The sequence below is a fragment of the Stenotrophomonas sp. YJH_SMC_130 genome (genome assembly GCF_059369035.1).
On sequence record NZ_JCAFSH010000003.1, the window covers coordinates 114645 to 129820 of the forward strand.

Sequence of the window (15176 nt, forward strand, 5' to 3'; positions counted from 1 at the left end):
GACAAGCCGGAATCGTGGTGGCTAGTCATGTTCCTGCAAACGCCGTTCACGTTCGCGCTCCTCTGCAGTGACCACGCAGGGCACCTTCACCGCTGCTGCCGGCACCAGCCACCAGCGCCGCCGGTTGGCCACGCCGGCCAGTTCAGAACGGTTGCGGTCGACGCACGACAGCATCGCGTATTCGTGCACCAGCAACCAGCGGCGTCCGGGCGCCAGCCGCTGCCAGCGCGTGGCCGCAAACAGCTGCTCGTCCCAATCCGTCTCGAAACCGAAGGTCGCTGCGGGGCGGTCGGCCAACAGCAGATGCTGCTCCTTCCAGGCCACCAGCCCCAATTCGGCATCCGGTCCCAGACGGTCACCAACCGTGCGCATCAGGCCGCGGGCGGAACTGGAATCGTTCAGCAGCGGATAGCCGACCAGGCTGTACAGCACCCAGACCATCGCCAGGGTCGACACCAGCGCCAGATGCCGGCGACCGCCGCAGGCCAGCAGGCTCAATCCGCCCCACACGCCCATCGCCAGGATCGTCCAGGCCAGTGCGTCGACAGCGCCGGGCCCCAGCCCGCGGCTGTGGGTCAGGCGCAGCTCGAAGGCCGGGTCGCCCAGCACCGCCATCGCACCGGCCAGGGCCAGGCCCAGTGACAGCAGGCCGGTGAACACCCCCACCACGGCCTGCACATCGCGCCGCCTCAGCAATCCAGGCAACAGCGGCGCCAGCACCAGGCAGAACATCGGCAGCGCCGGCAGGATGTACACATCGCGCTTGCCGGCGGGAATCGAGAAGAACAGCACCACCATCAGCCACCAGGCCAGCGGCAGCAGGTAGCGCGGGTCGCGGCGGCGCAGCCGGCGGCGCCACGCCGGAATCGCCCAGGGCAGGGCCAGGAACGCCGGAATCCACATCAGCGGCATCGTCGCCAGGAAGTACCAGGCGGGCTGGTGATGGTCCCAGGAATGGGCGTAGCGCCGCGCCGTCTGCTGGAACAGGATGTCGTCCATGTAGGCCCGGTACTCGTCCGAGCCGGTGGCAAAGCCGGCCAGCAGCATCGGCGCCAGCCACAACGACACCGCCAGCAGGAAGGCCAGCGGCGCCAGCCAGAAGCGCGCATCGCGCGCATGCAGTCCCACCCGTGGCCACTGCAGCGCCGCGGCGATCGCCGCAGGCACGAGCATCAGCAGCGCCAGCATCCCCACGCCCTTGGTGATCACGCCGATGCCAGCAAAGAACCAGCCCAGCCACCACCAGCGCCAGCTGGGTCCCAGCAGAAGGTGGCGCAGCAGGCCGTAGTTGGCCAGGGTGATGAACAGCAGCAGCAGTGGGTCGATCTGCGCCTTCTTCGCCTGGAAGGTGAACTGCAGCGCGAACAGCAGCGCCCAGCCGGCGTACAGCCCCACCCGCCGCGTCCACAGGCGCCGCCCCAGGTCGACCACGCACCACAGCGTGCCCAGGGCCGCCAGCAGCGACGGCAGCAGGAAGGCCACGCGCCACTGCCCGACCAGGCTGTACAGCGTGGCCTGCCACCACATCAGCATCGGCGGCTTGTCCGAGTACAGCTCGGTGCCGCGATGCGGGAACAGCCACTGCCCGCTGTCGAACATCTGCTTGGCCACCAGCGCAAAGCGCGGTTCGTCCGACGGCCACGGATCACGAAGGCCCAGCCCGGCCCCCAGCACCAGCAGGGCCATCACCACGAACAACCACGTCTCGCGCGACGCGCGGGATTTCAGCATGGGACTCGGAACGTCAGCGGGGTCAGGCTGTTTTTAGCAGACGCGCGTAAAAGAAACCGTCAGCATCGTTGTCACCCGGCAGGCGCTGGCGCGCAATCCCCTCGCAATCGAGGCCGAATGTGTCATCCAGAGGCTGTGCCGCTGCGTCCGGATGCCACTTCAGGAAGGCTCGCACCTGATCGACGTTCTCGGCGCGCAGGATCGAACAGGTGGCGTACAGCAGCACGCCTCCCGGGCGCAGCATCGACCAGCAGGCCTCCAGCAGGCGGGCCTGCACGCCGACCAGCGCATCGATGTCCTCGGCGCGGCGGTGGAACATCACGTCCGGCTGGCGGCGGATCACGCCGGTGGCCGAGCACGGGGCATCGAGCAGGATGGCGTCGAACGGCGTGCCGTCCCACCAGGCCCCGGGATCGCTGGCATCGGCCACCCGGGTCTGCGCGCCCTCACCCACACCGGTGCGGGTGTAGGTATCGCGGGCGCGCGCGAGGCGACGCGCATCGATATCGAGCGCCAGCAGGCGCAGACTGGGGTCACGTTCCAGCAGGTGCGCCGACTTGCCACCGGGCGCCGCACAGGCGTCCAGCACGCGGGCGCCGGTCGCGGGCGCCAGCGCGTCGGCTGCGCATTGCGCCGACAGGTCCTGCACCGACAGTGCACCGTCGGCAAAACCCGGCAGCTGGTTCACCGCAACGGGGGCTGCCAGGCGCAATGCATCGGCGCAGAGCGCGCTGGGTTCGGCGGCAATGCCCGCCTCGGCCAGTGCCGCCAGTGCCTTGTCACGGCCACCGTGCTGGCGGTTGGCACGCAGCCACAACGGTGCCGGTTGCAGGCTGGCGCTGAAGATCGCCTCGGCCTGTGCCGGCCAATCGCGTTCCACCGCATCGGCCAGCCATTCCGGGAAGGCATCGCGCGCCGGCTGCTCCGGGAAACCTTCGCGCTGCGCGCGGCGCAGGATCGCATTGACCAGGCCGGCCTGGCGCTCACGGCCCAGCGCACGCGCGGCATCGACCGTGGCCGACAGCGCCGCATGCGCCGGCAGTTCCAGCACGTCCAGCTGGGCGAAGCCCACCATCAACAGGGTGCGCAGGTCGGCGTCGCGCGCCGACAGCGGCTTCTGCATCCACGACTGCAAGGCAGCGTCATAGGTACTGCGGCGACGCAGGACCGCAAAGCACAGCGCTTCCAGCAGGGCACGATCGCGGCTGTCGGCCAGCTTCGGCAGCGCCCAGGCCAGTTCGGCCTTCAATGAACGGCCACGGGTGAACACCTGTGCCAGCACACGCGCGGCCAGCATGCGCGTGGCCGCGCCCGGCGCCGCCTTGGCCACGGAGAAATCGTTCTGCTTCGACACCGCTTATGCTCCCACGCGCAGATCACGGCGGGCGTTGAGGTAGTCGGCGGCGGTGATCGCCTTGCCGCCTTCGCGCTGCAGCGTACGCAAGCGCAGTGCACCCTGCCCACAGGCGATGTCGATGCCATCGCGGCTGGCCGCCAGCACCGTGCCCGGCGCTTGGCCGTGGGCCGCATCCAGCGCCACCGCGCCATGGATGCGCACGCGTTCGCCAGCCAGCGTCGCTTCGGCGATCGGCCACGGATTGAAGGCACGCACGGTACGCGCCAGCACATCGGCGCGCTGCGCCCAGTCCAGACGGGCTTCGGCCTTGTCCAGCTTGTGCGCATAGGTCACGCCCTGCTCCGGCTGCGGCCGCGCGATCGGCTTGATGCCGGCCCGCAGCAGGCCCAGGCCGTCGGACAGGACCTGTGCACCCAGCTCGGCCAGCTTGTCATGCAGCTGGCCTCCGGTATCGGTGGCAGCGATCGGCAGTTCCTGGTGCAGCAGCACCGGGCCGGTATCCAGGCCCGCTTCCATCTGCATCAGGCACACACCGGTCTTTGCGTCACCGGCCTGGATCGCGCGCTGGATCGGCGCAGCACCGCGCCAGCGCGGCAGCAGAGAGGCATGCACGTTCCAGCAGCCGTGGGTCGGGATCGCCAGTACCGCCTTGGGCAGGATCAGGCCGTAGGCCACCACCACCATCAGGTCCGGCTGCAGGTCGCGCAGCTGCTGCTGGGCAGCCTCGTCCTTCAGTGATTCGGGCTGGTAGACCGGAATGCCACGGGCCACGGCCTCGAGCTTGACCGGCGACGGTGCCAGGCCACGGCCACGGCCGGCCGGCCGGTCAGGCTGGGTATAGACGGCCACGACCTCGTGGTGGCGCGCCGCGGCGCGCAGCGACGACACCGCGAATTCCGGCGTACCGGCAAAGACAATCCTCATGGCTACCCCACTTGCAGGATGGATTCGTGCAGGAAAGAAAACGGCGCCGTCGGCCGGCGCCGTGCAGCCCGCGCGCGTCGCGCAGGCACGGGCCACCCGAAGGGCGGCCCGGATGGGCGATCACGCCACGTGCTTGCGCTGCTTGGCCAGCTTCTTGCGGACCATCTCGCGCTTGAGCGGCGACAGGTAGTCAATGAACAGCTTGCCGTCCAGGTGGTCCATCTCATGCTGGATGCAGGTGGCCAGCACTTCACCGGCCTCCAGCTGCTGTTCCTGGCCGTTGCGGTCCAGGTACTTCACGGTGATGGTGTCGGCGCGGGTGACGTCGGCGAAGATGCCCGGGACCGACAGGCAGCCCTCCTGGTACACCCGGCCCCCGTCCCTGGCGACGATTTCCGGGTTGATGAACACATGCGGTTCATTCTTTTCTTCGCTGACATCGATGACCATGAAGCGCTTGTGCACGTCCACCTGGGTGGCCGCCAGGCCGATGCCCGGGGCGTCGTACATGGTCTGGAACATGTTGTCGATCAGTTCCTGGAAGGCCGGCGTGGTGACTTCGGCGGCGTCGATCAACGCAGCCTTGGTACGCAGGCGCGGATCGGGGAACTCGAGAATGGGGAGAAGGGCCATGGCTGTTTCCGGATAGGGGGCCGGCACGCCGGCATACGTCGCAGATTCTAGCTCCAACGCTTGCCTTGCGCCCCGGTTTCTGGACTATAGTGCGCGGACCTGTTGGGGAATCAGGGCTTCACACCTATGTTGCTTCGTTTTCGTACGGTCGTCGCCGCGGCGATGCTGACCGTGGCTGCCTATGCTACCGCCGTGGAAGTGAATGGCGGGCACCCGGACACCTATGTGGTCCGAAAAGGGGATACGTTGTGGGATATCGCCGCACGTTTCCTGCAGAAGCCTTGGCTGTGGCCGGAAATCTGGCAAGCCAATCCGCAGATCGCCAACCCGCACCTGATCTATCCAGGTGACGTGCTGAGCCTGGCCTACCTGGACCGGGTGACCGTATCCCAGGCCGGCCCGCGCCAGGAGGCCCCGATCGACGCCATTCCGCTGGCCCAGGTCGAGCCGTTCCTGAAGCAGCTGAGCGTTGTCGACAGCATCAAGCAGCTGCCCTACGTGGTCGGCCTGGAGGACAGCCGCCTGCGCGTGTCCGGCGGTGACACCGTCTATGTGCGCCTGGCCGATGCCCAGGTGGGCCAGCGCTGGGCCGTGGTACGCCCGACCGTGCGGTACGCCCAGCCCAAGCCGACCGAAGACCTGACCGCCAATGGCGACGTGACCCCGGGCAGCGGCAACCTGTGGAAGGCCTACAACGCGCCCAACGCCCGCCGTGGCGTGCTCGGCTACGAGCTGGCCCAGGTCGCTACCGGCACCATCACCCAGATTGCCGGCGGCAAGGTCGAGGCCTCCACGCTGGTGCTGGACAAGAACGACGGCGGCCGCGAAGTGCGCGCCGGTGACCGCCTGGTGCCGGTCGAAGCCAAGCCGTACGACCTGCAGTTCATCCCTCATGTACCCGCTGCCGGTGTCGAGGGTGTGGACGTGCGCGTGCTGGCCGTCACCGACATGTTCAATGCCGGTGGCCCGCGCGACGTGATCGCGATCTCGGCCGGCCGTGCCCAGGGCGTGGACAACGGTACCGTGTTCTCGCTGTGGCGCCCGGGCCGCCATGTGGCGCACCGCATGAAGTACCCGGGCTCCTCGCGCATGGACGACTCGCTCAGCACCGGCGCGGGCCGGGTCTCGTTGCCGGACGAGTATGCCGCGCACGCGATGGTGTTCCGTACCTTCGACAACGTCAGCTACGCGCTGGTGATGCAGGGCGTGAAGCCGGTGCAGGTGGGTTACAACGCGCTGCACCCGGACGCAAAGTAACCGTTGCCGGGCGTGCCGGCCGCTGCCCGGCAGGCGTCTGCGGGAAAACCTGACGATCACATGCGAAGGCGCCCTAGGGCGCCTTTGTTGCGTGCGGCCGATAGTGGGGGATGACCACGCATGCATATGAGGCGCTGCTGCGCCTGTTGATGGCGGGAGGCGCACTGGCGCCACGACGGGCCCTGCTGCAGGCCGCGGGCGGTGCGCAAGCCGCCATCGCGCAAGGCCCGGCGAACTGGCGCGCGCACGGCTGCACGCCGGAGCAATGCGCCGCGCTGGAACGTCCCGACGCCCGGGCGTGTGCATCCGCCCTGCGCTGGCTGGAACAGGACAACCATCACCTGCTGCCCTGCACCGATCCGGCCTTTCCACCCTCGTTGCTGGAGGTGCCCAACCCGCCGCTGGCGCTGTTCGTCGCCGGAGACCCCAGCCTGGCCTGGCGCCCGTCGGTGGCGCTGGTCGGCAGCCGTTCCCCCACCCCGGGCGGGCGCGCACTGGCCGCGCGTTTTGCCGGCTGCTTCGTCGAGGCGGGCCTGGCGGTGACCAGCGGCCTGGCCGCAGGCATCGATGCGGCTGCGCACCAGGCCACGCTGGAGGCCGGTGGCTGCACCGTGGCGGTGATCGGCACGGGCCCTGACCGCGCCTATCCGGACAGCCACGCCCGGCTGCAGGCGCGCATCGCCGCCGAGGGCGTGGTACTCAGTGAGTACCTGCCGGGTACGGCGGCCCGCCCAGGCCACTTCCCCGCGCGCAACCGGCTGGTAGCCGGGCTGGCGCTGGCCACCGTGGTGGTCGAGGCCGCGCAGCGTTCGGGCGCGCTGATCACCGCGCGCCTGGCCGCCGAGGCAGGCCGCGAGGTCTGTGCCCTGCCCGGGTCGGTGCTCAACCCGCGCGCGGCTGGCTGCCACCGCCTGATCCGCGAGGGCGCGGCGCTGGTCGAGCGCCCCGAGGAGGTTCTGGAACTGCTCGCCCCCGCCCTTCGCCAGCAACTGCCGGGCTTGCAATCGCGGCTGGCCACCCCCACTGAACAGGCACTGCCGGCCGTCCTGCCGGCGCGCTGGGCCGACGACCCTGACTACCAGTGCTTGTGGCGAGCCCTGGACCACAACCCAAGCGGTATGGATTCACTGATCACGCGCTGTGGATTGACGGCGTCCCAGGTGTCCTCCATGCTGCTGGCCATGGAACTGGCGGGAATCGTGGTGTGCGTACACGGCCGCTACTGTCGAACTCCCTAGTTTCTTCACCTCCACAGCGTCGCGCGACGCAGGCCGAGGGGCAATGAAAGAGAGCATCCTGGATGTACTGCTGTACCTGTTTGAACACTATTTCAGCGAAGATGCGGACCTGATCCGTGACCGCGATTCGCTGCAGAACGGCCTGATCCAGGCCGGTTTCAGCCCCACCGAGATCAACAAGGCGTTCGACTGGCTCGATGCCCTGGCCGCCCAGCGGCCGAGCGTGGCCCAGGCGAGGGTCGACGGCCCCGTGCGCATCTACCATGGCCCCGAGCTGGACAAGCTGGATGTGGAATGCCGCGGCTTCCTGCTGTACCTGGAACAGCACGGCATCCTCGACGCCGACCAGCGCGAGCTGGTGCTGGACCGGGCGATGGCCCTGGACCAGGACGAACTGGACCTGGACGACCTGAAATGGGTCGTGCTGATGGTGCTGTTCAACCAGCCCGGCTCCGAAGCGGCCTATGCCTGGATGGAGACGCAGATGTTCATGGACGAGCCAGAACCCCTTCACTGACCGTACACTTGGGGGCATAGCGCATTCAGGAGCGTCCCCGTGAGCGAGTGGTTCCATGCAGAAGGCAACCGGCAGCAAGGCCCGCTGCCGGCGGAACAGTTGGTCGAGTTGTTCCGAAACAACCAGATCTCCCTGGACACCCTGGTCTGGCGCGACGGCCTGCCGCAATGGCAGCCCTTGCGCACCGTTGTCGACGAGCTGGGCCTGATCGTGCCGGCGCTGGACGTTGCTGCGCCGGCCCAGCAACCCGAGCCGGAACCGGAACCGGTGGCCCCGCCTCCGCCGCAGCCGCCTGTACTGCCGCCGTCCACGCCCTATGCCACCCAGGCGGCGGCCGGGGTCCTGCCGCCGCCGAAGAAGAAGCTCTCCGGTTGCGCCCTGACCGCGATCATCGGCGGCGGCCTGCTGCTGGTACTGGTACCGATCATGGCCATCCTCGCGGCGATCGCGCTGCCCGCATACAGCGACTACACCGTGCGTGCCAGGATCGCGACCGCGGTCAATGCCCTGCAGCCGCTGAAACAGCAGGTGCAGCACTTCGCCGACGATGAAGGCCGCTGCCCCGGCGCCAACGATGCCGGTTTCCCGGCCCCGGGTGACTTCACCCAGGCCGGCCTGTCGGCGGTGAACATCGGCCGCTTCAACAACGGCCACTGTGGCATCGAAGCAACGCTGGCCGTGCCCGGCAAGAGCCTCGATGGCGACCTGCTGTGGCTGGAATATGATCGCGACAGCGGCCGCTGGGAATGCAGCGGTGAAAGCGACGACAAGTACCTGCCGACGTCATGCCGCGGCTGAGCCACGCGCACGGCAGCACCTCCAAGGACGATCCAACAGGGAACATGCAATGACTGAGTGGTACTACGCCGTAGGACAGCAACGCCAGGGCCCGCTGTCGGTCCAGGAGATCCGCCAGCGCTTCCAGCGCGGCGAACTGAACCTGGACACCCTGGTCTGGCGCGAAGGCATGGCCCAGTGGGCTGCACTGCGCCAGGTGGTCGATGAACTGGGCCTGCAGACGCTGGCCGACGCCAGCACCGCCACTGCCAGTGGCGGCTTCGACCTGCGCAGCGACTACGCCGCCATCGACAACGGCACTGCGCCGCTGCCTGGCACGGGCGCGCTCAGCAGCTCGCCCTACAACGCCCCGGCCGCCGCCGCTGCCGGTGGCGCGCGGCCGGTGATCGGCGGCGAGGTGGTCTACGCCGGCTTCTGGAAGCGCGTCGCGGCCTACATGATCGACTACTTCGTGCTGGCCGTGCCGGGCGGCATCATCGGCGCCATCATCGGTGTGGTGCTTGGCGCCAGCATGGGCGCGGTGGGCAGTGGCGAAACCTCCATCGAAATCGTCGCGCAGCTGGCCAGCGCGCTGATCAACATGGCCATCGGCGTGGCCTACTACACCTGGTTCCATTCCTCGCAGGGCGGCGCCACGCTGGGCAAGATGGCGGTCGGCATCAAGGTCGTGCGCAGCAACGGTGACCGCCTGACCCGTGGCCGCGCCTTCGGTCGCTACTGGGCCATGCTGCTGAGCAGCTTCACCCTGGGCATCGGCTTCCTGATGGCCGCCTTCACCGAGCGCAAGCAGGGCCTGCACGACATGATCTGCGACACCCTGGTGGTCGACCGCTGGGCCTACACCGACCAGCCGCAGCTGCAGCGCCATGAGCTGGGTACGGTCACCATCGTGATCCTGGTGCTGACCGGCCTGCTGACGGTGGCGGGCCTGGTGCTGCTGGTGGCTGCGGTCGGCTTCATCGCCAAGATGGCCTCATGAACGGCCATCCTCACGTCTGGCTGCTTGACAGGGGCTGGCCGGGCGTGATTCCTCTAATAAGGTGAAACCTGAACGCCCGGCACACTACCGGGCGTTCAGCGTATTGATTTGTCCGTGGCCGCTTCACTAATGCGGCCGTTTGCTCCACCCTAGCGGCCCCTTCCCTGCGGCTCGCCCCACAGACACTGCTGCCATGCCCAAGCACCTGCTCATCGTCGAATCGCCGGCCAAGGCCAAGACGATCAACAAATACCTCGGCAAGGACTACACCGTCCTGGCCTCGTATGGGCATGTGCGTGACCTGATTCCGAAGGAAGGCGCGGTCGACCCGGACAACGGGTTCGCCATGCACTACGACGTGATCGACAAGAACGAAAAGCATGTCGATGCGATCGCCAAGGCCGCCAAGGGCGCCGACGACATCCTGCTGGCAACCGACCCGGATCGCGAGGGTGAAGCGATCAGCTGGCATATCGCCGAGATCCTGAAGGAGCGCGGGCTGGTCAAGGACAAGCCGATGCAGCGCGTGGTGTTCACCGAGATCACCCCGCGGGCCATCAAGGAAGCGATCAGCCAGCCGCGCGCGATCGCCAGCGACCTCGTCGACGCCCAGCAGGCCCGCCGCGCGCTGGACTACCTGGTCGGCTTCAACCTGTCGCCGGTGCTGTGGCGCAAGGTGCAGCGCGGCCTGTCCGCCGGCCGCGTGCAGAGCCCGGCGCTGCGCATGATCGTCGAGCGCGAGGAAGAGATCGAAGCCTTCATCGCCCGCGAGTACTGGTCGATCGCTGCCGAGTGCGCGCACCCGTCCCAGCACTTCAATGCCAAGCTGGTCAAGCTGGACGGGCAGAAGTTCGAGCAGTTCACCATCACCGATGGCGACACCGCTGAAGCGGCGCGCATGCGCATCCAGCAGGCCGCGCAGGGTTCGCTGCACGTCACCGACGTGGCCAGCAAGGAGCGCAAGCGCCGCCCGGCGCCGCCGTTCACCACCTCCACCCTGCAGCAGGAAGCCTCGCGCAAGCTCGGCTTCACCACCCGCAAGACCATGCAGGTGGCGCAGAAGCTGTATGAGGGCGTGGCCATCGGCGACGAAGGCACCGTCGGCCTGATTTCGTACATGCGTACCGACTCGGTGAACCTGTCGCAGGACGCGCTGGCGGAAATCCGCGACGTGATCGCCCGCGACTACGGCATCGCCTCGCTGCCGGACCAGCCCAACACCTACCAGACCAAGTCGAAGAACGCCCAGGAAGCGCACGAAGCGGTGCGCCCGACCTCGGCCCTGCGCACGCCGTCGCAGGTCGCCCGCTTCCTGACCGACGACGAGCGGCGCCTGTACGAGCTGATCTGGAAGCGTGCGGTGGCCTGCCAGATGATCCCGGCCACGCTCAACACCGTCAGCGTCGACCTGTCGGCCGGCAGCGAACACGTGTTCCGCGCCAGCGGCACCACCGTGGTCGTGCCCGGCTTCCTGGCCGTGTACGAGGAAGGCAAGGACAACAAGAGCGCCGAGGACGAAGATGAGGGCCGCAAGCTGCCCGCGATGAAGCCGGGCGACCGCATCCCGCTGGAACGCATCCTGGCCGAACAGCATTTCACCCAGCCACCGCCGCGCTACACCGAAGCGGCGCTGGTGAAGGCGCTGGAAGAGTACGGCATCGGCCGTCCTTCGACCTACGCCTCGATCATCCAGACCCTGCTGTTCCGCAAGTATGTGGAAATGGAAGGCCGCAGCTTCCGCCCGTCCGACGTGGGCCGCGCGGTGTCCAAGTTCCTGTCCAGCCACTTCACCCAGTACGTGGATTACGACTTCACCGCCAGGCTTGAGGACGAGCTCGATGCCGTCTCGCGCGGTGAGGAAGAATGGATTCCGCTGATGGCCCGTTTCTGGGAGCCGTTCAAGGAACTGGTCGAAGACAAGAAGGAATCGGTCGACCGCGCCGAGGCCAGTGGCGCGCGCGAGCTCGGCACCGACCCCAAGACCGGCAAGCCGGTCAGCGTGCGGCTGGGTCGTTTCGGGCCGTATGCTGCCATCGGCAGCACTGCCGAGGACGCCGAGGAAAAGCCGAAGTTCGCCTCGTTGCGCCCCGGCCAGTCGATGCACACCATCTCGTTGGAAGACGCGCTGGAACTGTTCCTGATGCCGCGCGCGCTGGGCGAGGACAATGGTGAGCCGGTCAGCGTCGGCATCGGCCGCTTCGGCCCGTTCGCCAAGCGCGGCAGCACCTACGCCTCGCTGAAGAAGGAAGATGACCCGTACACCATCGACCTGGCCCGCGCCGTATTCCTGATCGAAGAGAAGGAAGAGATCGCGCGCAACCGGATCATCAAGGAGTTCGAGGGCAGCGACATCCAGGTGCTGAACGGCCGCTTCGGCCCGTACATCAGCGATGGAAAGATGAACGGCAAGATCCCCAAGGATCGCGAGCCGGCCTCGCTGACCCTGGCCGAAGTGCAACAGCTGATGGAAGAAACCGGCAAGCCGGTGCGCAAGGGCTTCGGCGCCAAGAAAGCCGCCGCGAAGAAGGCGCCGGCCAAGAAGGCTGCAGTGAAGAAGGAAGCAGCGCCGAAGAAGGCAGCGGCCAGGAAAGCGCCGGCCAAGAAGGCGGTGAAGAAAGCTGCCGCAAAGAAGGCACCGGCGAAGAAGGCCGTCAAGAAGACCGCCGCAAAGAAGTAGATCCACACCGTGCGTGGATGAGGTGGCAAGGTGTGCGGACCAACGGTCCGCACCTACCGTCCGCGCCGACCACCCCTTCTGCACGCAGCGGAGGGATAATGGAGGCCCACGCCGGGCCGGTCGCCGTCATGAAAGAACTCACCCTGAACTCTGCTGTCGCCACGCTCCGCGCCGGTGGCGTGATCGCCTATCCCACAGAAGCGGTCTGGGGCCTGGGCTGCGATCCGTCACATGAAGCCGCGGTGCACGCGGTGCTGCGGCTGAAGCAGCGCCCGATCGAAAAGGGCATGATCCTGGTCGCCGCCGAACTGTCGCAGCTGGAGGGCTGGGTCCGCCTGCAGGCATTGCCCGACGCCCGCCAGCGCGCGGTGCTGGCCAGCTGGCCGGGCGCCAACACCTGGATCCTGCCGGCCGGTCCGCACGCGCAGCCCTGGGTCACCGGCGAACACAGCGGTATCGCGGTGCGCATCAGCGCCCACCCGCTGGTCGCCGCCCTGTGCCGCGCCTGGGGTGGCCCGCTGGTCTCCACCAGCGCCAACCTGGCCGGTGAACCACCGGCCCGCAGCCGTGCCGAGCTCGATCCGCGCCTGCTGCGCCTGCTCGATGGCCTCCTCGACGGCGAGACCGGCGGCCTGGCCCAGCCAACCCCGATCCGCGACGCGCTCAGCGGCAACGTACTGCGCTCCTGAACCGACGATTGCACTGCCGCGGACAATCACGCACCCTGCCGCCATGAACCTGCTGCGCACCGCCCTGGGCCTGTGCCTGTTGCTGCCATGGACCGCACCCGCCGCCGAGGACGTGCGCGTGTACCGCTGTGTCGCCAGCAACGGCGCCGTGGCCCTGCAGGACAAGCCATGCAGCAGTGGCCGGCAGGAAGTGCGTGACCTGCAGCGCCCGCGCGACCCGGCCCCCCGGGTGGTGCGCAGCGACGCGGCACCCGCCCGGCCGGACGAGGTTCCGGTGATGCGTGATCGTGAGGTCCGCCACGTCTACCTCCAGCCACCACAACCGTTGTACGAGTGCGTAAGCGACGACGGTCGCCGCTACACCAGCGACAACAACGAGGGCAATCCGCGCTGGGTGCCGTTGTGGACCAGCGTCTGGCTCCCGCACGGGCACCACGGCCCGGTCCATCCCGGCCCACGCCCGGCCTTCGGCACGCCGGTCGGCACCCCCATCGGTGAAGGAACCGGCTACCGGCCGCCAGCGGTAGGTGTCGGTGTACAGGTTCCGGCCGGCAGCGTGCTGGTCCGCGACAGCTGCCATGCGCTGCCGCCACAGGAAGTCTGCGCGCGCCTGCGCGACCGCCGCTGGGAACTGGACCTCCGCTACAACAGCGCGCTGCAGAGTGAACGCACCGCCATCAGCAACGAACAGCGTGGCATCGACGCGCGCCTGTCGCGCGACTGCGAACGCTGAGCGCAGCACCTGCCGTGGCATGTACGCTGTGCGCATGAAGAACCTGATCTGGCTGGCCCTGGGCCTGTTCGCCGGCAACGCAGTGGCCGACGACGGGGTGATCTACCGCTGCACCTCCAGCAACAGCGATGTGCCCACCCTGCAACGTACGCCCTGCCCTGCCGGCAGCAAGCAGCAGGTGGTGCGGATTCCGGCCGCTGCCAGTGCGTCGCCCACGCCGGCCCCTGTGCCGTCGCCACCCGCACCGGCGGCGGCGGGTATGCCGCCGGCTTCCGCGCCCAGCCCCCGCCGCCCCGGCGAAGGACGCACGATCATGGAAGCCGGCATGGTCGAACGCGAAGGCGGCGATCTGATACTCGACAGTGCATCGCTGCCACGCCAGGCCGATGCCGCGCCGGACAGCAATGCGCCGCCGAAGCCGCCGCTGCCGCCCATCTTCCAGTGCACCGACAGCCAGGGCGGTGGCTACCTGCACGAATACGAGGCTGCCCCCGGCCGCTGCGAACTGATGACCGTGCAGGGCCTGGGCGGCGCCACACCGGTCAACGCTGCAGGCTGCGAAGTGGTGCGCGACCGCTGCGAGGAACTGCCGGACGCGCAGCGCTGCAGCAGCTGGCAGCAACGCTTCCGCGACGCACGTGGCCGCGAGCGGTTCGCCTCGCCGGAGAACCGCGACAAGGCCCGGGGGGAACGCGAACGGTTGCAGGGCGTGCTGGAGGCCAGCAACTGCCCGGTACCGGGGTGACTGACATGCCGGCAGTGCCGGCCGCTGGCCGGCGCTACCCCTCGGAAGATCAGAACCCGTAGCGCAGGAAACCACCATCCACTGCGATGCACTCGCCGGTGACATAGCTGGCCGCCGGCAGGCACAGGAAGCCTACCGCGGCAGCCACTTCCTCCGGCTCGCCGATACGACGCATCGGCGTGCGGTTGATCACTTCCTCGTAGTAGTCCGGGTCCGACAACGGACCGGACGTGCGCCGCGTGCGGATGTACCAGGGCGCCACCGCGTTGACCCGGATGCCATCCTCCGCCCACTCGACGGCCAGGTTGCGGGTCATCTGGTGCATCGCGGCCTTGGTCATGCCATAGACCACGCCACTGCGTACGTGGGTCAGGCCGGATACGCTGCCGACGTTGACGATGGACGACGACGCATGCCGCGCCAACAGCGGATGCGCGTAGCGCGACAGCTCGAAGGCCGAGAACAGGTTGGTCTCGAAGATCTTGCGCCATTCGTCCTCGGAATACTCCGTGGCCGCCTTGGTGACGTTGCCACCGGCGTTGTTGACCAGGATGTGCAGGCCATCGCTGTGGTCCTCCACCCAGTCCAGGATCTGCCGGCGGTCCTCGTCATCGGAGACATCGGCAGCCAGGGCATGCACCTGGTGCTGCGGATAGACGTCCAGCAGTTCGTCGCGCGTCGTCTCCAGCATATCGATGTCACGGCCCACGATCATCAGGTCGGCGCCGAGGCCGGCCAGTTCGTGCGCGATGGCCAGGCCGATGCCGGCGCTGGCGCCCGTAATCAGGGCAGTCTGGCCGTCCAGGCGCCACCGTTGCTGGGTCATGTGTCCTCCGGGGCCGCGCCCGCTGTGTTTCGATGCCGCAAGGATACGCGCTCACGGCAGGGCGTTGCCGGA

At 68.3% G+C, this 15176-nt stretch carries 14 protein-coding genes; 9 read left to right on the top strand and 5 right to left on the bottom strand.

From position 1 onward, the window contains the following. Nucleotides 1-21: 21 nt before the first annotated feature. From AC5P5V_RS06890 to def, 4 genes are all read right to left on the bottom strand, one after another. The gene (locus tag AC5P5V_RS06890; protein ID WP_134969198.1) at nucleotides 22-1731 is read right to left on the bottom strand and encodes an ArnT family glycosyltransferase; all 1710 of its coding nucleotides are present in this window, start codon (nucleotides 1729-1731) and stop codon (nucleotides 22-24) included. Nucleotides 1732-1753: 22 nt separating this feature from the next. Beyond that, the gene (gene rsmB / locus AC5P5V_RS06895) at nucleotides 1754-3085 is read right to left on the bottom strand and encodes a 16S rRNA (cytosine(967)-C(5))-methyltransferase RsmB (protein WP_061478129.1); all 1332 of its coding nucleotides are present in this window, start codon (nucleotides 3083-3085) and stop codon (nucleotides 1754-1756) included. A gap of 3 nt (nucleotides 3086-3088) precedes the next feature. Next, entirely contained in the window at nucleotides 3089-4012 is a 924-nt protein-coding gene (gene fmt, locus AC5P5V_RS06900; RefSeq protein ID WP_231352337.1) for a methionyl-tRNA formyltransferase, read from the bottom strand. Nucleotides 4013-4132: 120 nt separating this feature from the next. Then, nucleotides 4133-4645, bottom strand: a complete 513-nt coding sequence (gene def, locus AC5P5V_RS06905; protein ID WP_005419619.1) for a peptide deformylase — start codon at nucleotides 4643-4645, stop codon at nucleotides 4133-4135. A 126-nt stretch (nucleotides 4646-4771) separates the two neighbouring features. On the opposite strand from def, the gene AC5P5V_RS06910 reads away from it, so the two are divergent. From AC5P5V_RS06910 to AC5P5V_RS06950, 9 genes are all read left to right on the top strand, one after another. Then, nucleotides 4772-5902, top strand: coding sequence for a LysM peptidoglycan-binding domain-containing protein (locus AC5P5V_RS06910; RefSeq protein WP_072167258.1), 1131 nt, complete (start codon nucleotides 4772-4774; stop codon nucleotides 5900-5902). A gap of 110 nt (nucleotides 5903-6012) precedes the next feature. After that, nucleotides 6013-7140, top strand: coding sequence for a DNA-processing protein DprA (gene dprA, locus AC5P5V_RS06915; RefSeq protein ID WP_154351477.1), 1128 nt, complete (start codon nucleotides 6013-6015; stop codon nucleotides 7138-7140). A 43-nt stretch (nucleotides 7141-7183) separates the two neighbouring features. Then, complete coding sequence (locus AC5P5V_RS06920; RefSeq protein WP_005419622.1) at nucleotides 7184-7657, top strand: DUF494 family protein; 474 nt, start codon at nucleotides 7184-7186, stop codon at nucleotides 7655-7657. A 39-nt stretch (nucleotides 7658-7696) separates the two neighbouring features. Then, the gene (locus tag AC5P5V_RS06925; RefSeq protein WP_134969339.1) at nucleotides 7697-8455 is read left to right on the top strand and encodes a pilin; all 759 of its coding nucleotides are present in this window, start codon (nucleotides 7697-7699) and stop codon (nucleotides 8453-8455) included. Between the two features lie 49 nt (nucleotides 8456-8504). Further along, entirely contained in the window at nucleotides 8505-9434 is a 930-nt protein-coding gene (locus AC5P5V_RS06930; RefSeq protein WP_005419625.1) for an RDD family protein, read from the top strand. A 193-nt stretch (nucleotides 9435-9627) separates the two neighbouring features. Next, nucleotides 9628-12111, top strand: a complete 2484-nt coding sequence (locus AC5P5V_RS06935) for a DNA topoisomerase I (RefSeq protein WP_134969340.1) — start codon at nucleotides 9628-9630, stop codon at nucleotides 12109-12111. Between the two features lie 98 nt (nucleotides 12112-12209). Further along, complete coding sequence (gene tsaC, locus AC5P5V_RS06940) at nucleotides 12210-12800, top strand: L-threonylcarbamoyladenylate synthase type 1 TsaC (protein WP_005419629.1); 591 nt, start codon at nucleotides 12210-12212, stop codon at nucleotides 12798-12800. Between the two features lie 43 nt (nucleotides 12801-12843). Continuing rightward, nucleotides 12844-13533 (top strand): DUF4124 domain-containing protein, encoded by a 690-nt coding sequence (locus AC5P5V_RS06945; RefSeq protein WP_231352338.1) that lies wholly within the window; start codon nucleotides 12844-12846, stop codon nucleotides 13531-13533. Between the two features lie 34 nt (nucleotides 13534-13567). Then, complete coding sequence (locus AC5P5V_RS06950; RefSeq protein WP_231352339.1) at nucleotides 13568-14278, top strand: hypothetical protein; 711 nt, start codon at nucleotides 13568-13570, stop codon at nucleotides 14276-14278. A 49-nt stretch (nucleotides 14279-14327) separates the two neighbouring features. Here the strand turns inward: AC5P5V_RS06950 and AC5P5V_RS06955 are convergent, their stop codons facing one another. Continuing rightward, nucleotides 14328-15104, bottom strand: coding sequence for an SDR family oxidoreductase (locus AC5P5V_RS06955; RefSeq protein ID WP_134969305.1), 777 nt, complete (start codon nucleotides 15102-15104; stop codon nucleotides 14328-14330). Nucleotides 15105-15176 lie beyond the last annotated feature (72 nt).